Raw genomic sequence first — 20,637 nt, 5'->3', positions numbered from 1 at the left:
GGCGTTGTCAGATGAAGAGATGAGAAGGTAAAATAGATAGAAACTTAATGAAGGAAAAAAAACGATGAAATGTCCAGAATGTAAAAGTGACCACATCAATAAAAATGGTCATCGTGGTCAAAAACAAAACTATATATGTGTAAACTGTGGTCGTCAGTTCATCCACAGCTATGAAACCAAGGGCTATAGCGATGATGTTAAGCGTAGCTGTCTGAAAATGTAGGTAAATGGCCTGGGATTTCGAGGCATTGAGAGAGTGACGGGAGTCTCACGAACAACCATTATGGATTGGGTCAAACAAGTGGGAAAACTGCTGCCTGATTCCTATAATTCAGAAACGATTCCAGAAGTGGGAGAACTAGATGAATTAGAGACCTTTGTTGGTAAAAAAAAGAACAAAATCTGTATCTGGACGGCTGTTGACCACTTTCGAGATGGAATTCTTGGATGGGTAATTGGTGGTCTCGCAAGGCGAGTGCCTTCGGCAACATAGTGCAGACACATTTCAACGTTTATGGCAAGCTATCTCATTTTGGCAATGTTATTTTTGGGTAAGTGATGGAAATCCAGTGTATCCAATATTTATCCCTGACGGGGATCAGATTGTTAGCAAAACTTATAGGACAAGGGTAGAGGGAGAAAATACAAGATTACGTCATTACAACCGCGCGTCTTCATCGTCAGACTCTCTGCTATTCAAAATGTGTCAAAATGTTAGAAAATTCCCTACCGCTTCTAATTCATTACCTTAAGTTTAAGGATGTTCCAGTTCCCTACACTTTTGCTTGATTCATCTTTACATCTGACAACGCCGTTTTAGAGAGAGTTGGCGATCGAGGCTAGGAGCGGCCCGTCTATGGTTTCAGTGTAACCATCCGATCCCAAAAATTTTTTAATTTCTATCATTCGAGTTTTTCTTTTTGATTCATACATTTGTTCTCAATTTTTCCTCTTCCCCACTGGAAAATTTTTGGAGATTTTTCAGTGCAAATGTACTGTCCTAGTCTCAAAAAATTCGGCAGTCAATCTCATAAATCGGCTCGTGTTTTCTGACCCTTTTTACCTCTGGCTGCTGTGAATAAGCTGACTACACATCTAAATTATCGGTTAAGACGGCATGAGAGCTAAGCTAAACGGCGCTTAACCTGCATGATCCAATAGCTATAACCCTTTTGGAGTCTATATCGGTGATCCGAAGTAAAAGCCGTTTAGCTTACAAGCAAAGACAGGGAGCTAGAACTTTTGTACTAAAAATCTCTAGGGCTGGTTTAAATTCAGTAAAGCTTACTGAAAAATATGTTACATAATTAGCTTATCAGATTTATTATTAGTGACAAGAGGAGGTAATACTAAATCCTGTTTAAAAGGTATAGGAGAGTGGGGTGTGGGGTGTGGGGAGAAGGGAGCGCTGGAGCTGCGGAGTGGGGAGCAGGGAGAAACAATTGATAACTTGAGAGTTAATCACACTATTAAAAACGTATTTGGTCTAAGAGAGCGTTTCTCATCAAGATGAAGTATGAAGGCATTTGGCATCATCCCCAGACGACCAGCTACTGCTCCAGCCTTCCCCAGTTCCGGCCTTCCCCAAAACCCGAGACTTTGTACCTCACAAGTAAGATAAATGCTTCTCCTAGACTAAAAGAAATAGGGTCTATTGGGGGAGATTCCGAGAAATTATGGAAGGAAGCTGCAATTAGATCGAGATTCGCAGTATTTTACTGAGGAATTTCAACTAAAATCCTAAAATCCTAAAATCCTAAAACCCAACACCCTAAAACCTCACACCCAACCCCCAAACCCGAACAAAAATCTCTTGGCTGGTGGTTTTTAACGGTGGAATTGGGAACTATAGAGATGAAACCCGAAAGGGTGAATCAAGTCCTTGTTTAGAGGGAACCCCCTGATAAATTTCAGATTGCGTTGGAGGCAAAAATGAGAGAAATTTCGGAGCATCCGGTCAACGGGGACTATTATCGGGCATCTTTTGCCATTGTTGTTCTTGGCAGCCTAGCTAGGTAGGGAGTTATGAGCGAAATATTGCTGGTAGAAGACAGCCAAGCGCAACGGGAACTGATCTGTGATTTACTCCGCAATAGCGGCATTAAGGTCACGATCGCCACGGATGGGGTGGAAGCCCTCGAACATATTCAGAGAGCCAATCCGGATCTCGTCCTCCTCGATATCGTCATGCCCCGCATGAATGGTTATGAGGTGTGTCGTCGTCTCAAGTCGGATCCAAAAACCAAAAATGTCCCGGTGGTCATTTGTTCCTTGAAAGGGGAAGTCTTTGATCGCTATTGGGGCATGAAAATCGGAGCCGATGCCTACATTGTCAAGCCCTTTGAACCGATTGAGTTCATTTATACCATTAAACAACTGTTGCGCCGATAAAATCGCCCTCACCGGGGACAGTCTAGCTATGGCATAGGTCAAGACAGCTAAAAACGCCGCCCGAATTATTAGTTGCAAGAGAACTAAACTCATGCTTAACAACGCCGATTTTTTTGCTGGTAACGCTCAAAATATCGCCCCCGACAATCAGGAATTACAAACTCCCGTCGGTGAACTGTACTTGCGATTTTATCTACCCTCTCAGGACGAGTTTGCCCTTAGTGCCGTGGGAATTTGCGAGGTAATACAGCAACCACTCGATCGCATTACCCCCATTCCCAATGCTTCACCCTTGCTCCTCGGCACGATCAATCTCCGGGGTCAAGTGATCTGGGTGGCGGATCTCGGGCAATTTTTGGGGGATAGCAGCCGCTTAAACACCGATCGAGCCGAAATTCCCATAATTGCGATCAAAGAAGAGGAAACGATCCTCGGTTTAGCGGTGGAACGTTTGGGAGATATGGAATGGCTCGACCCAGATAAACTAGGTAGTGCGGCCAGTATTCCCGATCAGATCGCCCTCTATGTGCAGGGAGAGTGGATTCTGGGCCAAGAATCAAAAAAAACCTTAAGACTACTCGATCATCTGGCCATACTCCGTTTTGCCCGTTGGGCGGCTTAAAACCTGAAAAAAATAGCAGAATAGGATTTATAGGAATTCTTTCTTGAAACTACTAACTACTTCATTTAACTTTACTAGGGGAGGGGCAAATGCCGTCAGGGACAGAATACGCAAAACTCTATAGAAAGGCTAACACCGCCTATTGCCAGGGCAACCTTGAGGATGCCGCCGTCATTGTCAAAGAGATGACCAGCAAGTATCCCGAGGATGCCAATGTCATGCTTTTACAGGGTCACATTCATCTAGGACTACAACAATACAGATTGGCGGAGGAACGTTACGAAACAGTGCTGCAATTGGCTAAAAATTCTCCCAATAGCTCCGATCTAGTCGATTATGCCCAGCGTGGTCTCGATCAGATTCGGCAATTTCGTTTTGAAGCCGAGGAGGGAGATTTTACGATCGCTGCTACGGAAAGCATTGCCTACAGCGAGGCAGCTTTCGATCTAGGTCAAGGTTTTAACCATTCTCGCTCCTGGAAGTCGCCAGGGGCTGACCCCGATGGACAAAATAAAGAGCTGGATTGGAATAGTAGTCTTTTCAATGAGGAGGATCCCGGCGAGCCTACGGTAAGTAAAGTCCATTCCTATGACGATGATTTTGAGGAATCGGAGGAAACCGCCTTTAGTTCCCTTACCCAGCTGGGCCCTGGCTCTCACGGTTCCCAGTGGTCTAGCGATTCGGCGGAGGGGGAAGCCCCTTTCCCCTTTTTAGAAGCGGCGGAGATTGACTCGCTGGAGGAAGGGTGGGACGGTGAGTTAGGGTCAACGGGAGAAGCCACTTTTATGGTTTCCTCTGATCTGGGGGGAAATCCCCTCACCGGTAGAGATCAGGAGTTATCCTATAGGGATACCCTAGAAGAAAGCACTTTTGCCATTGACCCGGAATCGACCCGCCCACAAGGGGCAAAAACTGGCCGAGTCACTCAAAAAAGATACGAGGAGGAAGACACTGGAGATTTTGGGGAACCAGAACTCAATGATGAGGATTTAGACGGTTTTTCCCCACTGGCTCTGACGGATACGGTTCAAGGACTGGGGGACTGGGAGCTATTTACCCGTTCGGGGGGGGAAGCTTTAAGTGGTGGTTTTCTCCCCGAACCCAGTGCGCGCCTTAATGCCAGTTCTGGTGTGGGAGAGCCTAGTTTTAATCCTTCTCGTCTAAAAACCCCCAATGACAAAAGAGATAGTCATCTTACCCATGCTTCCGAGCGCTTGCTCAAGCCAGTGGTGGAAGTCGCTCCGGACAAATTAGGCTTTTTTGTCAACGCTTCTTTAGGCAAAAAACAACTAATCCTAGCGGCTTTAGCGGGTATTGCCCCTGTGATCATAATTTTTGCCGTTAGTACCACCTCTTGGCTTTCTACGCTCTTGGCTGCCAAACCAGCCCCGAATAGCCGGGCAAAAACCGAAAAGGTTGCCCCCAAACCGGCCCCAAAACCGCCAGCCTCAGCCAGTCTTTCCCCCTTCAGTCAACCGGTACTAACCATGATGTTATTAACCGGACTGGGAACCCTGGCCCTGACTTGGCTAGGCCTACAGTTGCTAATTAGTCAGATTAAGCGCAGTCTCAACGATCTGCAAAGCCAATTCGATCATCTCTCGGAAGGTAAGTTTAACGCTAAAGCGACGATCTACTCGGAAGATGAATTCGGTCAACTGGCCAATCGTTTCAATCAGATGGCTCGGGTGGTGGTAGTTACCACCACGGAAGCCCAACGCCGCGCCGCCGAAACGGAACGGGAACGGGAAGACTTACAACGGCAAGTGATTCGACTTCTCGATGATGTGGAAGGAGCGGCTCGGGGAGATCTGACCGTGGAAGCGGAGGTAAGCGCCGATGTTTTAGGGGCGGTGGCCGATGCTTTTAATTTGACTATCCAAAACCTGCGCGAAATTGTCCGACAGGTGAAAAAAGCGGCAAAACAGGTGAATCAAGGCAGTACCAATAGTGAATCTTTCGCCCGCAATCAGTCTAGCGATGCCCTGCGGATGGCGGAGGAATTGGCCGTCACCCTTAATTCGGTACAGATGATGACCGACTCAATTCAACGGGTGGCAGAAAACGCCAGAGAAGCCGAAGAAGTCGCCCGCACTTCCTCGATTACCGCCCTGAAGGGGGGCGATTCCGTGGAAAGAACCGTGGCGGGAATTCTGCAAATCCGCGAGACCGTATCAGAAACGGCGCGAAAAGTCAAGCGTTTGGCGGAAGCTTCCCAGGAAATCTCGAAAATTGTCGCGGTAGTCTCTCAGATTGCCTCGCGGACCAATTTATTGGCTCTTAATGCCTCGATTCAAGCGGCGCGAGCAGGAGCGGCGGGCCGCGGTTTTGCGGTTGTGGCCGATGAGGTGCGTCAGTTGGCCGATAGAGCCGCTAAATCTCTTAAGGAAATTGAACAGATCGTTTTACATATCCAATCGGAAACGGGTTCGGTAATGACGGCGATGGAGGAAGGGATTCAACAGGTGATCGATGTCACCGAGCGCTCGGAACAGGCGAAGAAGTCCCTAGAAGATATTATCCAAGTTTCTAACCGCATCGATACGCTGGTGCGATCGATTACCGCCGATACGGTCAAACAACGGGAAAATTCCCTCAATGTCGCCCAAGTTATGCAGTCGGTGGAGTTAACCGCTCAGGAAACTTCCCAAGAATCCCAACGGGTGGCCGGTTCTCTGCAAAAACTGGTGAGTATCTCCCGGGAGCTGCTTTCTTCGGTAGAACGGTTTAAGGTAGACTCGGAGGATAATTAATAATCGGTGAGTGGTAATCAGTGGGTTATTGATTGGCCGCTATCGCTCATTGACAGCTAGAGTGAGTAAAGTTATGCCTAAACTTAGTCTCTGCATGATTGTCAAAAATGAAGCCGAAAATCTCCGGCGCTGTTTGGATAGCGTTAAAGGGGTGGTGGATGAGATGATCGTTATGGATACGGGTTCGACCGATGATACGATTGCTATTGCTCAAAGTTACGGTGCCATAGTTCCTAGCTACGATTGGCGGGGTAATTTTTCCGATGCCAGAAATGAGGCTTTAAAATATGTTACTGGCGATTGGATTTTAGTCCTTGATGCTGATGAGGAATTAAATCCCGCTATCGTAACGAAAATGCGTCGGGCAATGGAAAAAGAGGAAAATTTAGTGATTAATTTAATCCGCCATGAAATCGGAGCCGTACAATCACCTTATTCTCTAATTTCGCGGCTATTTCGCCGACATCCTCAGGTCACTTTTACCCGTCCCTATCACTCAATTATTGATGATAATGTGGCTATTTTATTAAAAAAAGAACCTGGTTGGAAAATAGTTGAACTGCCAGAAATTGCTATCTTTCACTACGGTTACACCGTCGATAAAATAGCCAGCTTAGATAAGTTTGAACGGGCAAGAAAAGCGATGGAGGGTTTTTATCAGCAACATCCCCACGATCCCTATGTGTGTAGTAAATTGGGGGGGTTATATCTGAAGATTGGCAGGGATAAAGAGGGTTTTAAGCTGCTCAAACATGGTTTAAAATGCCATGGCTCTAATCCTCATATTTTATACGAGTTATATTATCATCTCGCTAATTATTATTATTCAGTGGAGGAATTTAAGCAATCAGGCGATCATTTTGTTAAAGCGATTAAGCAGCCAATTTTAGATAAGTTAAAACTGGGTGCCTATAATAATTTTGGTGGGTTATTATACGAAGCAGAAAAATACGAAGCGGCCTTATCTATCTTTGAGAAAACCGTAGAAATTGATCCTAGCTATGCCGATGGTTACTATAATTTAGGACTGGTTCTCAAACAACTGCACCGGCTACCAGAATCGATTAAAGCTTATAAAAAAGCTCTCAAGTTAAACCCCGATAATCCCACTATTTACCAAAATCTAGGGGTTGCTTATATAGTTTTCGGTAGTTATAATGAGGCGATCGAGATTTGGCAAAAAGGCCTACAATTATTGAAAGATCAGGGTAATTTCTCTCGCGCTGAAATGCTGCAAGAAACCCTAGAAGCTCTGGGAGCAAGTGTATTGAATGATGAACAGTAACTGTTCACTGTTGTTGCGAAGATTGGGAGCAGCCACTGTACTAAAATTCTCAATAGGCAGTTAAAATGCAGTACATCTGATTGCTAAAACCCTGTCTAGTCAAATCCTGTGAGGATTTTTCCGAATTAATTGTTAATAGGATTATCGAGGAGTTAGACGCTGAAGACTTAGGGGTTTTGATAGAAATTATCAAGAGATAATTGCTGCCGTGTAATTGACCTTGACAAGAAATGCTATAATTTCCTAGCAAGAGGGGAATTTAATCTCCCTCAGGGTTGCCATCGCACAATTTTGTCGGTTGCTGGTTCTCGTCAGCTTGTTTGTCAAATATACCAATTCTAGTTTGAATCGGTGCTGTTATGTCAAGATTCAACATTTCTGGCTGCAACAGAACTGGAAAATCAAATAATCTATTCCCTAAAATCTTCTTACCTTAGACAAAAATAATGAAATTCGAGGAAATCCAAGAGATTCTTAATCGGCAACTGCTCAAGCTTGAGAATCGCTGTCTCAATGACACAGAACAATTATTGTTGCGAGGACTTTGGCAGAAAAAGAACTATCAAGAAATTGCCCAAGAAAACGGTTATAGTAGCAGCTATCTTGCCAATATAGTTGCGCCAGGACTCTATGATAAAGTCTCGCAACTGATCGGACAAACGATCAATAAGAAAAATTTTTTATCTAGACTACAATCTCATTTTACCAACTCCACATCGCTTCAGTATTGGGGTAATGAATATCCCCAGAATGAGCGTCCAGAATACCCCGATGCTCCTGTTCCCTATAATTCTTATTATTATCTAAAACGAACAAAACTTGAAGCAAAAATTATCGAGGAAATCGGTCAATCTGGGGCGTTAGTACGCATTAAAGCGCCCAAAAAATGGGGGAAAACGTCTTTATTATTAACAATTTTAGAGGCTTGTCAACAACAATTAGGTTATCGAGTTGTTAGGTTAGATTTACAACAAGCAGACCAAGACATTATAGCAAATTTTAACAAGTTCTTACGCTGGATTTGCCGTAATTGTGCTCGGCAGTTGAATTTAGAAGCCAAATTAGATGATTATTGGGATGAAGATATAGGAATTAAAATGAGTTGGACAATTTATTTTGAAGAGTATATTTTACGAGAAATAAAACAGCCAGTGGTATTGGCTTTAGACGAAGTGCATCGAGTCTTTGAACATCCGAAAGTAGCGGAAGATTTTTTACCTTTAATCAGAGCTTGTTATGAAGAATCTAAGCGATCTCCCCTGTGGCAGAAATTACGTTTAATTATTGTTCAATCCACAGAATCTTATGTTTCTCTGCGATTAGAACAGTCTCCTTTCAATGTGGGATTACCCATAGAGTTACAGGGTTTTGATCAAGAACAAGTGGCAGAATTGGCAAAAAAATATCAATTAAATGAATTAGCAACCAACGAAATTCAACAATTGATCGACTTAGTGGGGGGACATCCTGCCTTGATTCATTTAGCGATTTATCATCTTAGCCAAGAGCGAATCACGATTGAAGATTTAATCAAATCAGCAATTACATCAACGGGGATTTATTCCTCTCATTTACAGCTTCACTGGGTTACTTTACAAAAACAACCCGAACTTGCCGATGTTTTTCAACAGATTTGTCAAGGGAATCAACCAATTATACTCGATCCAATTATTGCTTATAAACTTAATAGTATGGGTTTAATTAAACTCAGGGAAAATCAAGCAATTGTCAGTTGTCAGTTGTATCAAAAATACTTTAGAAGTCAATATACTGGTTCAGTTTAAAACAGCGATCGCTCAAGCCAATCAGTATTAAATATCGTCTGATAAATCCGATTATGAACGTCCATTTTACCATGGCGTTTTACCACTAATCCAGATAAAAATAACTCAGGTAAATAGGGATTGTTATCAATCTGTATTGCTTCTTGATGCAGGATTTGTCGATACAAGGTTAATAATTGGGGTCGGTTTGGACTTTGAAGAAGGCGATCTTGAATGGTTTTTAAATGTTCAGGTTGATCCTGCATCTCCCAATCTTGAATAATTTTTTCTGCTACTAAGTTGGCCAACCATTGTTCTTCTTGATTAGAGGGGATTGGTTGCTCACTATCCCGCATCAGTTGACAGAGTTTTTGAGTTAAGAAAGGTTGCCCTCCCGTCCAGCTTAAGACTTGTTTGAGCATTGTCTGAAGATTACTGACTTTTTCTGTTAACCCATATAATAAAGGTTGAGCTTCGTGTTCTTTAAAACTTGCTAATTCAATAGCGTTACCAATATTAAAAGGTGTTTTCTGGGGGTCAGTAATTAAAGCTGAAGGTGTGGTAGCACCAAAAAAGGCAAAAGTTAGCTCTTGAAATTGAGGTTGAATCGCTCTCTGGTTATAAAAAGAACGAATTAAAGCAAAAAAGTCAGAGACATCAAATTTTAACCCTAAAATGCTATCAATTTCATCAATAAATATAACAGTCGATTGTCTAGATTGCCACTGATTAAAATCGTTATTAACTAGAAGAAACTCTTCTATAAATTGTCCTAATCGTTGTACAGGAGGCAGGTCTAATTGTTCACTCCACCAAGCTTTAAAAGTTTTCAATTCTTTGATTAATCCAAAACTGCGGAGCAGATCAACGGCTAATCCTTTATACCATTGTTCGGAGGTAATATTGTCTGTTCCTAGGCGAGTTAAGTCAATGACTGCACATCTAATTCCCTCCTTTTGTAATTGGCTCATCATCCGTACCATTAAGCTAGATTTTCCCATTTGACGTGCATTTAAAACATAGCAAAATAGACCTTGTTTGAGAGCTTTATAAAGATTGCGATCGGCTTGTCGAACCACATAATTCGGTGCATCCATCGGTAAACTTCCACCTACTTGATAGACAAATTTGGGGGGTTGTTCAGCACTTTTAAGCAGGTCATTTTCAAAGATAAGTTCTGCTTGAGTTGCTTTCAGTACCTCTAAAGTATTTGTGAGTTCTTTTGTCCTTTCTTCTACTCTTTGTTCTAAGGTTTGATAGAGTCTGGAGTTATCAATAGAGATAGCAGCTTGAGCTGCTAGAATATTTAATAGTTCTACTCTTTCATCAGTAAATGTACCTGTGGTTAGATTATTTTCTAAATAAACAATTCCTTTTATTTGACCTTGATTGAGTAAAGGGGTACAAAGAATGGATTTAGTTTGTTTTGCAACAATATAATAATCATTGGTAAATTGACCTTCAGAAGTGGCATCGTTTACAACGATAGTTTCTTTTGTGCGAGCGACATAATTAATAATGCTAGTGGGTAAAAGAGGAATTGAGTTATCATGGTCGATAGATTCTATGGGAATTGACTGTAAGATATTAATAGTTTCTTGATCAATTGTGCCTTGAGCTTCAATAACCCAATTTTCTTCCTTTTCTAAAATCAGATAACCTGTTTGCGCTCCTGCATTTTCAATGACAATTTTCATTAAATTTTGCAGAAGATTTTCTAGCTTGATTTCTCCAGAAATCGCTTGCGAGGCTTTGATAATTGTGCTTAAATCAAGAACTTCTCCATCATTTCCAGTGGTAGAGATAGTGGTACTTAATCCCTTAGATTTGTTTTGATTGCTGATGCCTAATAAATATTTAGGGTATTCTTCTTCTAATTGTTTAACTTTGGCCTTTGCACCCCAACGCGTATAACAATGATAAGCATTTCTGAGATATAGTTTACCGATTTCTTCTCTACCTAAAGTAAAATAAAATTCAGAGGCACGTTCATAAGCTAAAGCCTCTTCATGGATAAATTCATATTTCTTTGCTCCTGCTATAGCACTATCATAATATTTCATTGCTGTCAAAGGTTTTCTCAAAACACGAGCTATTTCTGCCTGTATTAAATTGTATTTATGCTCAAAATTCATCGGGGCATGATCCTGCCAACATTTCATCAATTTCTGATTTTCTTGGACTTGCTTAAGATATTGTTTTTGATTTTTTTGACCAAGGGATCGATATTGAGCTAGTAATGCCAAAGAATAATAAAAATTATGTTCTGTAAAAATAATTTCTGATTTCACAAAACCTGAATATTCAAGGGCGATCTTACTGTTTTCTATTGCTTGAGGATAATCTTTAAACAAGTAACAAAGCCAAGCTTTATAAAAATAAATATTAAAGACAGAAATTCGATTGTTAACTTGGAGTAACTGCGTTAAAGACTTTTCCTCGTCGAGCATAGTACCCGTTAAGTTTTTAACGACTGATTCATTTACTAAAATTTCGACAAATTGGGCGCATATCTTTGTTAAATTTAAGGGATGTTCTTGCTGATATTGAACAATAAAATCAATATATTGTTTTTGCTGATTGTGAACGAATTCTAAGTTATTCCCTACAAATAATAAATGATCGCAGTAGAAATTGGCCGCATGGCAAGCAAATTCAAGATCGCCAACTTCCAGAGCCTTTTGCATAGATTTCTTAAGGGTTTCAAGCGTTTGTTTAATATGATGTTTTTTATAGGTTATATTAATGGAAATTGAGACATAAGCTTTCGCCCAAAAATCCTTGGCATTTAATTTCTCTAAAACCCGTAAAGATAACTGTCCAAGTTGATAAGCTAAATCAATATCTAACATGAGCCAAGAGACAATAATTCCATAAACAGCATAAGCATAAACGACTGGGGGTGAATTACCATACCGCTGGGATAGGGTAATCTCAGTATAGAGAATTGGTAATGCTATAGAACTTTCGGCAAAACAAGCAGGACCATAAATAAGACTAAAAATCTTCATTGCCATCAACTTATTAGGTTCTTTCATCACTCCTAATCTGGCTAATTTTTCAATGTCTAACGCTTGTGGTGGTGATTCCACTAAAGATATGCCCAAAATTTCTAAAGCTTTTTGTCCGTTATTTAAAGCTAGGTATATTGCGCCCTTAGCCAAGTTTATTTTAATCTTTATTTCGTAAAATTTAACTTGTTCTAAAGGACTTCGGACGTGCAGTAAAGCAAAATCACACAGATTATCAGCCGTTTCTAGATTAGTATTCAGATAGTGAGCTTCTGCTAATTCAAGATAGATATTAAAGGTAAGCTCATATTGCTTTTGCCAACTATCTAATAATAAAAGCTGACAAGCAAAATGTAAATAATTGACTGAAGCTTGGTAAGCATTAGCCGATTTAGCTTTCTTTCCCGCCCTTAAATTTAATTGACACAACTGTTCTTTATCTGAGGTATCCTTTAATAAATCAATCCCAAAATTGAGTTGATTAACTATGTCAAATAATTTGTTTTCTTGAGCTTGAGGAGTTGTCTTTTTGAGGAGAAATTGACCAATTTGCAAGTGAGTTGCTTTTCGTTCTGATTCAGGAATAAGTGAATAGGCTGCTTGCTGTACTCTATCGTGTAAAAATTTATATTTAATCTCTACATTTTCTAAATTTAACTTTTGGTATTCTATCTGATCAAACAATAAAGGAAGTTGATAGTCTTCTGACTGAGGTAAAATAAATCCTTGTTGAAGAGCTATCGCTAATTCTTTCGCTGTAGCGGAGATAGATTTTTGTTGAACAAATGCCAATAAATCTAAACTAAAAGAGTTGCCAATACAAGCAGCTAATTTGATTAGTTGTTGCGTTTTTTCAGGAAGTTTACTAATATTTCTGGCAATTAATTCCACAACATTATAATCAGTAATACCGACAGATTGTATAGCCTCACTAGACCAAATCCAACGATCTATATTGACTTGATAGGTTATTAAGTTTTCACTGTATAAAGTTTTAAGAAACTGAGAGATAAAGAAAGGATTGCCTTGGGTTTTATAAAAAATTAATTCGGCTAAATCTTTAAGCTCATCCCTATTAACCTTACCGTTAAAAGTTTCCTCAATTAATTGTCGAACACTGTCATAAGATAAGGGTTGAATTTCAAGATGATTGATCAGTAAATGGGTAGTTTTTAGTTTCTCTAGCATCAAGGTTAAGGGATGAGTTGAACTAACCTCGTTATCTCGATAAGCACCAATAAAAAACAAATATTTGCTTCTTTTATCGGTCATTATAAGTTGCAATAATTTTAGGGATGCCGAATCTATCCATTGTAAATCATCAAGAAAAATTACCAAAGGATGATTAGGAGTACAAAAAACCTTGATGAACTCTTTAAAAACTTGATTAAAACGATTTTCAGCTTCTAGAGAGTTTAATTGAGGAACTTCTGGCTGTTTACCAATGATTAATTCAACTTCAGGAATGACATCGATAATAATTTGAGCATTTGGCGTAATAGCCCTGATAATATGGTCTTTCCAACCTTCAATTTCCTCCTGATTTTCGGTTAATAACTGGCGAATCAATTCTTGCAATGCTTGAATCAGAGCCAGATAAGGAATATTGCGTTTTAACTGCTCAAATTTTCCCCTAATAAAATATCCTCTCGCTTCAACAATTGCTTTTTGAACTTCATTAACAATGGATGTCTTACCAATTCCTGAATAACCAGAGACTAACATTATTTCGATGGCAGATTCAACTTTTTCTACTCCTGCTACTTTTGGGTTTGCTACTCGTTTGAATGCTTCTAGTAATCTGACTATTTCTTGACTTCTTCCATATAGTTTTTGAGGAATCAGCAATTGATTGGGATAATCCCGTTTTCCCAAAGCAAAAATCTTAAGCCGGCTCTGCTTTTCTAGTTGACATAAACAAGTTTCCAAATCAAATTTGAGTCCAGCAGCACTTTGATAACGCTCTTCTGCATTTTTTGCCATTAGTTTTCTAACAATGTTAGAAATCATCGGCGGAACTGAGAATTGTTCTAAAGGAGGAGGTTGTTTTGCAATATGACAATGAACTAACTCCATCAAATCCTGAGACCTAAAGGGCAACATTCCTGTGAGCATTTCATAAAAGGTCACTCCCAAAGAATAAAAATCACTGCGATGGTCAATCCTGCGATTCATTCGTCCCGTTTGTTCTGGGGACATATAAGCCAGTGTTCCTTGTAAAAAACGAGGATTGGTAATAGTTTGCTGCTCAAATGTTAGGTTAGAAGCAATGCTAAAATCAGTCAGTTTAACCTGTTTTGTTTCTCGGTTGATGAGGATATTACTGGGTTTAATATCTTTATGAATAATGGGAACTTGGTGAATCTTAATTAAGATGTCTGCCAAAGAGATAGCAATGGTTAAAAACTGAGAAATAGAAAGGTGTTGGGCTGTTAAAAATTCAGCTAAAGATTGACCACCAAAATCTTCGAGAATTAGGGCAAAAACATGACGATAGTTAACCAAACCATAGGATTTAACTACCCCATCATAGTTTAAATTTTGAATAATTTCATGCTCCTGTCTCCAACAGACGATCTCTTCTATGGAGGGATATTCAGCTTTGAGAACTTTGATGATTACGGGCTGTTCTTTCTGACAAGATTTACCGCGATAAACGACGCTTTTAACCCCTTCGTAAATCTTGTGATTAATCTCATAGTTAGGAAGAGCGAGCATCGAATCTTTATCTCCTACACTAAATGTCCATTATCTGATGGAAAGAAGGGATATATTTCATCTTCAAAAAGTTTTTGAATATCGGGGGAACTGTCCTTTACCAACTGCTGAAAATCCGATTTGACAGGGATATTGTAACTCACTTGACGGCGACCAATTGTAGGAAGCCAAGCCGTGTGCAAACTATAACCAAAATTTAGATCCTGATGTCTTAGCTTAGTCAAAGGACCTTTGGCCAGATCCCCCCCATCAAAAATCCAAAATTCGCTACTACGAGGGGTAAAAACGCTACAAATGATGTAACCCTCTGTAGAATTTTCTTCGCTTGTATGGCGAGGAATGAACTGAGGAGAACCACCAATATATCCCCTAGGAAACTGATAAGAATCGGCAATCTTCAGGGAATCATCTGGGGTATGTAATCGAAACAGGGAAGATGGAACGCCTTGTTTTGCTAAATTTAGTAAATCCTCCAAAGGCACTGCTCGGTAGGGGGCATCTTTATATAAATCATAGAGAAACTTTGTCATCGTTTCCTGCCAAAGTCCAAAGGAAATCCAATAAATATCATCAAGTCGTTTGGGTTGCCTTCCTGATGATAATCGATCTCGGTAAGCGTATAAACCCGTTCCCCAAGTATAGGGAGATGAGTAGATAACATTTGATTGAATGACTTCTCCTCGGTTTCCATCAATTACATAGCGTCCCAAACGGCTAATATCCATCTCACTGGGTTCCATAGAATAAACCCGCTTGGCGATTGGATGATAGGGTGGGTAAGCCGATAAGTCATATTTACGAATCCACTCAGCCACATCCCAAGAAGCAATGTGAGCAACATGAAGGGTAATTTTTCCATCAGGATTTTCGTAATCAACCAAAAAGTGAGCGGCTGGTAAAGGAATGACGAGTTTTTTAGCGATGACAGTCACTTCCTTGTCAGAATCAATCGGGTACTGTCCTGAGATGAGATCCCCACGACGTACAATATAAATATATGAATCCGGTCGATTCGGGCTTTCGAGTAAGTTTCTGATTAATTCTTCGAGTTGTTTATTCTCTGGTATTGGATTGTTTATTAACTGCTCTAAACCGACAATAAAAGCTGTGTCCATTAAAATCACATAATCTTTGCTGACTCCAATTTGATGGATGGTTTGTTCAATTTTTACTGGTGAACCATCGGGAAGTCTTAACTTCCAACGCTCTAAGTTTCCTGTCCCATCCCAGCGAAGCAGATAGACAAAATTCTCAATATCTTCCCCTAGCAAATATTTAATTACATTTATGGCCTGTTGCAAAATACCTTGAGCCCACATAATATTCAACTGAAAAATATTTCGCAACATATTAGCATTAGAAAAACCAATGACTGCCCTCATTAATTGGTAAATGTCTTTGGGGAGTTCATCTAATTCAATGGCAAAAGGGAGCCTCTTTAGCAGATTTATAATAGCTCTGCCATAATTTACAGTAAACATTTCACCCGTATTACTATCAAAAGCAGGATGGGCGGTACTCAAAATCGTCTTGAAAGGAAATTGTGGTTTGTTCATTTCGGACTGCCACTCTTGATTCCAGCCAACAGGTGTAACAACTTCAAGGGTTTCTGTATCTAATTCGTAGGGACGGCCTCCATCATAGGTCACTAATAAACGATCTAGGACATCTTCCTTTCCTGATGGCATAACTAGAAAAGCTGTATTTAGCTCATTACGAAATCCAAGTGCGTAAGAAAAGCGGACAATTCCATGATTGCGAAATCTATACTTTTGGTATTGGCTTTTCAAGAAGGTTGCCTTGTCTGCATAATAATCAGGGGGCTTAGCTAATCGTGTTGTTATCTTTGCTTCACCGGGGCAATCAAAATCGAGTCGGTAAATCATACCGTCGCCATTCAACAATGAGTCGCCATCGGGAAAAGGGGTACCCCCAGAATCAACCGTTCCTACTGGTGCGACCATAAAAAAATGACCCTGCAAGTCTTCTGGTAATTGCCCTTCAATCTCTAAGTTAAGCTCCGTGTGTTCACATCTATTCGCAGTCATGATTGATTCTGGGATCAAGGGACAACCAGAAGGTAAGTTAGAACTATAATTATTGGGGTTTTCAGTCATAATATCTTAATAATCTGAGATTGATAGGGAAAATACTTGGATTAAGTTCAATTTAATCTGATTCTTTACATCATACTATAAACTTTTGTATTCTTCGTCAAGCTTCCATAACCAATAGGGAAGCCAACCACACCCTGACTCTAGAAACGCCACCCTCAGCCTCCGATGACGTTCTAAAACCCCCCCTTCAATTAAGGCTAACAGTGCCATCATCTGCTCCATGGGGTGAGAACAAGCATGAAGGGCAAAACGGGTGTGAAATCGATCGGCGCCGGTGGTGGGTAAACGACTCCAATGTCCCTCATGAATTCCTACAGCCATGTCCAAATCCTCGCAGGCCGCCCAAAAGGGTTCGTATGCCGGATCGCTCAAAATTCTGCCTTTAACGGGGTTAGGACGCAAAAAAACCGCCTTCCAGCCCAAGTTTGCGCTGCGGTGTAGCTCTTTGACCATGTCTTCGGGATCATGTTGATTGACTGCATCGACTCCTTTCAGTCTAGCCGGGTCATAGCTACAAAATTCTTCATATAACCATGTATTGTAAGCACGGACAAAAGCCCCCATCACTTCAGCAGGTAGGCTATCAATGGCAAATAACCACAGTCCGTAATTAGGATAAATAAAAGCCACATCTATGCCCATTTGTACCATTGCTTGAACATGGGACTCTGGGTTATAGCGGTTGAGATAAGCGTGGGGATGAGCTTGCATCATCTGCTTATTCCCTTCTTTTTGGACTTGTGGGGAGATTTTTTGACTAATCGGTTCTCCTTTGATTTTCATGTCAGCAGAAGGAGCAAATTCCCTAAATTTAGGTTCTAGGTATTGGCCCCACATTGCGGGGGGTTCAATGACATGGGAATCAGCATCAATAATTTTGTACCCGTTGAGCATAGCGATTTTTCGGCAATTTTCTACCTAAATTATATTTGATTGGGAAAAAGCGATCGCTTTTTTGAGGTTAATAACCATTACCACAACTCTCTGAAGGGGTTTTGAGCTTGACTCAACCTTCTAAGATACATATAATGTATGTATGACATTTGAATATGATCCCAGAAAAGCAAAAACCAACTGGCAAAAGCACCGTGTTTCCTTTGCAGAAGCTGAAATGGTGTTTTTTGATCCCCTCGCTATTCATGATCTTGATCCCGATTGTATAACAGAAGAACGTTTTATTGCAGTGGGGATGGGAAACATGGGATCACTATTAGTGGTTATTTATACTTTGCGGGGTGAAGTCATTCCCTTGATTTCCGCTCGTCGTGCTACAAAACAAGAGAGAAAAACTTATGAGAAAGGAATATGATTTTTCTAAAGGAAAACGAGGGGCGCTCATTTCCTCTCAGGGAAAAACACGCATTACCATTTATCTAGATGATGAGATTCTAGCTTATTTTCGAGAACAGGCTGAAACCGCAGGAATGGGTTATCAAACCCTAATTAATGAGGCTTTAAAACAATATATCCAATCTCCTTCTGAGCGATCGCTCACTCAGTCCGATTTACGTCGTATTCTTCGGGAAGAATTATCAGCCCTCCAATAATGTTGCTTATGATAGTTACAAGTTAGGCGATCGCTGTCTGTTTTCAAGAATTGCGATCGCTTTTTTGCTGCCTTCTTTTCATCCCCTGAAACCGCTACAAGTCAGAGGGTAAAAGGGTTTTGATGATTTTAGTCGCCCGATTAATTCATTAGTTCTACTTTCAGGGATGAGGGAGTCATACCATAAAGTGACCCTTTAAATCTAATACAAATCTAATATAAATCTCATATAAAAGTTAATATTCTACTCAAAAAAACCTATTAGAAAAGTATTAACTTTAGAGATTGCCATTACTCAAAATAAAACTTATTCTGGTATCAAAGGTGATTAAGCAAATCACTTTTAACCCAAAAGACAAGACATTTTGCTTAAGGCATTATGGCTAAATCGAAAATTTCACGAATAGATTTTTGAGAATGTCTTAAGAGTTTAGAGAAAACAAATCATTAAGGTATTTTTTTCTCGAAAGTTTCATTTTAAGTTCACATTATTTCTTTGGAGTTGCTCAAATGACTTACTACGTTGATTTTAACAATCAAACAGATCGCACTTGGACTATGGTAGTCTATCAAACTCTCCCTGATTCAGTAGGATTAGATAGTGTTGCGTGGAAAAAAACGACAGTCCCGCAAAACGGTGAATCTGGGGTTGATTGGGAGATTGAATATCTTGTTGCTCTTGCTAATTACAAACAAACTGGAGGGATAGGTGTTTATAAAGCCTCCCAAAAGTTTAATAATATCCAATTGGGAACTAAGTGGAAGGTTGTTTTTAAGGATGGTGTTCAGCAGCTAGAACCCGATGGACAAGCACAACGACCAGAGTTAATTGTAATTGGGAATGACTCAAAAAGTCTAGCTGATGTTGGTGTAGGGATGTCAAACAATTCAGCTGTTTACCAGCGAGATGTTTTAAGTAGTAGTAGTGCTCAGTTTAAGGTGACTCCTACCTATTATGTAGGTTTATTTAATAACTTGGAACTGGGAACCGTGATAAGTAGTAATGTAGTCGTCGGTCCAATGGAAGTCAAATTCCCATCAGGTCAAAATAAAGCTCTTTTGACGGCTACACTTGATGGTCAAGCGATTAAGCTAGACCTTAGTTATCAGAGTGCTTTGGTTGCTAACTATGAGCAAGTTCAAAAACTATCCCGCTCCATTGGTTCTGAGTTCTTTGATGTCCCAGTTGAGCAACAGCCTGAATTTGGTACTGACTACACTTTTGCTGCTACGTTGGTTTTTGGCACTCTGGCAGTAGCAACATGGGCGTATGGAAACAAACTTTTAATTGCTCAGGCTGCTAATGTTGTAATTGACAATTTTTCTAGCTTTGATCAGACCGCACGAACATTTAAAATTGTCGGTCAATCAGCGTTAGCTTGTGCTACTGCAATGGAAGCAATTCTTAAAGCAATTAAGGACAATGCACCACCATCATTATTAAAAGAAGGTGAGTCCAGTGTTGATATCTCTTACAAAAATTTAGCCTGTCAGAAATAAGATTACATAGCATTTCCCAAGCTCGTGAGATATATTTTTTCCCCTATCTTTCAAGCTTGGGAAAGGGAAATAACAGTTAATGCCCATTCTAAGTGTTAGAAAAAAGGAGAAATTATGCTAAACGGAGTTCCTATTGGTACAGTATGCCCATTTGCTGGTCAAATCCATCCCATAACAGGTGATATAAACAATATTTGGACTTCATCTGGTTGCTCAAGTCAGAATGCACAGGCTGAGAGCTTGAATGCCAATATTCCTATCACCTATCCTGAAGCATACGGTTGGATGTTGTGCGATGGTCGTTATCTTGAAATAGATGCTTACCCTGAGCTATTTGCAGTAATTGGAACACTTTATGGAAAACAAGGGGATAATAAATTTAGACTTCCAGACTATCGTGGATTATTCATGAGAGGGGTTGATGCTGGTTCTGGACTAGATCCAGATGCTGCTGAACGAATTGGACCAGAGGGAATGGGTAAAAGTAGCGGGATCGGTTCACTTCAGTGTGATGCTCTCCAGCAACACCAGCACGACTATAATGCTATTCTCCTGTCAGCACAAGCACAACCGGGTACTGGCTCAGTTGGGCAAACATCTGAGATCAAACAGACTACAGGTCCTGATAGCCCTCCTGCTCGCGTCAGTATCTATGAAACTCGTCCAAAAAATATTTCTGTCAACTATATTATCAAGTATAGATAGTGCGATACTCTACGGCACTGCATAGCAGCACGCCGCTCGCTGAAAGCGCACCGAAGGTGATCTTGTAAATTGGGTTATCTTTAATGGCTCTTCGGTAATTGTTATGCAAATAATTAACTTAAAATAAAATTCGATGAGAGTGCCTACGCCTAAAAGTAGCTGAAATCTATACAGGGAGACACTTAAGGCACAAATAGGTTAATACCAAAAGATAGACAATTGAGTT

11 protein-coding genes and 2 pseudogenes are annotated in these 20,637 nt (G+C 40.4%); 10 read left to right on the top strand and 3 right to left on the bottom strand.

Translation table 11 applies throughout. The features are described 5' to 3' along the window. The first annotated feature begins 64 nt into the window (after positions 1-64). The 6 genes and pseudogenes from IM322_RS03000 (at position 65) to IM322_RS02975 (ending at position 8,835) form a co-directional block, all read left to right on the top strand. A pseudogene (locus IM322_RS03000) lies at positions 65-789 on the top strand (IS1 family transposase). A 1,236-nt stretch (positions 790-2,025) separates the two neighbouring features. Beyond that, a complete protein-coding gene (locus IM322_RS02995) occupies positions 2,026-2,391 on the top strand; it encodes a response regulator transcription factor (protein WP_287672533.1) in 366 nt (121 codons plus the stop codon). 91 nt (positions 2,392-2,482) lie between these two features. Next, positions 2,483-3,013 (top strand): chemotaxis protein CheW, encoded by a 531-nt coding sequence (locus IM322_RS02990; RefSeq protein ID WP_190722674.1) that lies wholly within the window; start codon positions 2,483-2,485, stop codon positions 3,011-3,013. Positions 3,014-3,102: 89 nt separating this feature from the next. Beyond that, positions 3,103-5,766: a methyl-accepting chemotaxis protein gene (locus IM322_RS02985; RefSeq protein ID WP_287672531.1), complete on the top strand. Its 2,664-nt coding sequence runs from the start codon at positions 3,103-3,105 to the stop codon at positions 5,764-5,766. Between the two features lie 73 nt (positions 5,767-5,839). Further along, positions 5,840-7,051 carry a glycosyltransferase gene (locus IM322_RS02980; RefSeq protein ID WP_287672529.1) on the top strand — a complete coding sequence of 404 codons (1,212 nt, stop codon included), beginning with the start codon at positions 5,840-5,842 and terminating at the stop codon, positions 7,049-7,051. A 446-nt stretch (positions 7,052-7,497) separates the two neighbouring features. After that, a complete protein-coding gene (locus IM322_RS02975) occupies positions 7,498-8,835 on the top strand; it encodes an AAA-like domain-containing protein (RefSeq protein WP_287672528.1) in 1,338 nt (445 codons plus the stop codon). Here IM322_RS02975 and IM322_RS02970 read toward each other — a convergent pair. From IM322_RS02970 to IM322_RS02960, 3 genes and pseudogenes are all read right to left on the bottom strand, one after another. Next, entirely contained in the window at positions 8,832-14,543 is a 5,712-nt protein-coding gene (locus IM322_RS02970) for an AAA family ATPase (protein ID WP_287672527.1), read from the bottom strand. The two genes, IM322_RS02975 and IM322_RS02970, sit on opposite strands and share 4 nt — an antisense overlap. Positions 14,544-14,557: 14 nt before the next feature. After that, complete coding sequence (locus tag IM322_RS02965; RefSeq protein ID WP_287672525.1) at positions 14,558-16,660, bottom strand: carotenoid oxygenase family protein; 2,103 nt, start codon at positions 16,658-16,660, stop codon at positions 14,558-14,560. A 78-nt stretch (positions 16,661-16,738) separates the two neighbouring features. After that, positions 16,739-17,554, bottom strand: a pseudogene (locus IM322_RS02960) (amidohydrolase family protein); the annotation flags it as partial. Between the two features lie 142 nt (positions 17,555-17,696). Here IM322_RS02960 and IM322_RS02955 point away from each other — a divergent pair. The 4 genes from IM322_RS02955 (at position 17,697) to IM322_RS02940 (ending at position 20,411) form a co-directional block, all read left to right on the top strand. Beyond that, entirely contained in the window at positions 17,697-17,969 is a 273-nt protein-coding gene (locus tag IM322_RS02955; RefSeq protein WP_287672524.1) for a BrnT family toxin, read from the top strand. After that, positions 17,953-18,207, top strand: coding sequence for a BrnA antitoxin family protein (locus IM322_RS02950; protein WP_002738362.1), 255 nt, complete (start codon positions 17,953-17,955; stop codon positions 18,205-18,207). Before IM322_RS02955 ends, IM322_RS02950 begins: the two co-directional genes overlap by 17 nt. 509 nt (positions 18,208-18,716) lie before the next feature. Further along, positions 18,717-19,706: a RhiA family protein gene (locus IM322_RS02945; protein WP_287672522.1), complete on the top strand. Its 990-nt coding sequence runs from the start codon at positions 18,717-18,719 to the stop codon at positions 19,704-19,706. A 114-nt stretch (positions 19,707-19,820) separates the two neighbouring features. Continuing rightward, positions 19,821-20,411, top strand: a complete 591-nt coding sequence (locus IM322_RS02940; protein ID WP_002757630.1) for a phage tail protein — start codon at positions 19,821-19,823, stop codon at positions 20,409-20,411. Positions 20,412-20,637 lie beyond the last annotated feature (226 nt).

It is taken from the genome of Microcystis sp. M109S1 (genome assembly GCF_020247025.1).
In the GTDB taxonomy this organism is placed as follows: Bacteria; Cyanobacteriota; Cyanobacteriia; order Cyanobacteriales; family Microcystaceae; genus Microcystis.
Note: the sequence above shows the minus strand (reverse complement) of the source record. Positions and strands in the feature narration are given on the sequence as shown.

What these genes read in the sequence shown, in the direction of transcription:
- IM322_RS02995 (WP_287672533.1), top strand. Translation starts at nt 2,026, where the DNA reads ATGAGCGAAATATTGCTGGTAGAAGACAGCCAAGCGCAACGGGAACTG.
- IM322_RS02990 (WP_190722674.1), top strand. Translation starts at nt 2,483, where the DNA reads ATGCTTAACAACGCCGATTTTTTTGCTGGTAACGCTCAAAATATCGCC.
- IM322_RS02985 (WP_287672531.1), top strand. Translation starts at nt 3,103, where the DNA reads ATGCCGTCAGGGACAGAATACGCAAAACTCTATAGAAAGGCTAACACC.
- IM322_RS02980 (WP_287672529.1), top strand. Translation starts at nt 5,840, where the DNA reads ATGCCTAAACTTAGTCTCTGCATGATTGTCAAAAATGAAGCCGAAAAT.
- IM322_RS02975 (WP_287672528.1), top strand. Translation starts at nt 7,498, where the DNA reads ATGAAATTCGAGGAAATCCAAGAGATTCTTAATCGGCAACTGCTCAAG.
- IM322_RS02970 (WP_287672527.1), bottom strand. Translation starts at nt 14,543, where the DNA reads ATGCTCGCTCTTCCTAACTATGAGATTAATCACAAGATTTACGAAGGG.
- IM322_RS02965 (WP_287672525.1), bottom strand. Translation starts at nt 16,660, where the DNA reads ATGACTGAAAACCCCAATAATTATAGTTCTAACTTACCTTCTGGTTGT.
- IM322_RS02955 (WP_287672524.1), top strand. Translation starts at nt 17,697, where the DNA reads ATGACATTTGAATATGATCCCAGAAAAGCAAAAACCAACTGGCAAAAG.
- IM322_RS02950 (WP_002738362.1), top strand. Translation starts at nt 17,953, where the DNA reads ATGAGAAAGGAATATGATTTTTCTAAAGGAAAACGAGGGGCGCTCATT.
- IM322_RS02945 (WP_287672522.1), top strand. Translation starts at nt 18,717, where the DNA reads ATGACTTACTACGTTGATTTTAACAATCAAACAGATCGCACTTGGACT.
- IM322_RS02940 (WP_002757630.1), top strand. Translation starts at nt 19,821, where the DNA reads ATGCTAAACGGAGTTCCTATTGGTACAGTATGCCCATTTGCTGGTCAA.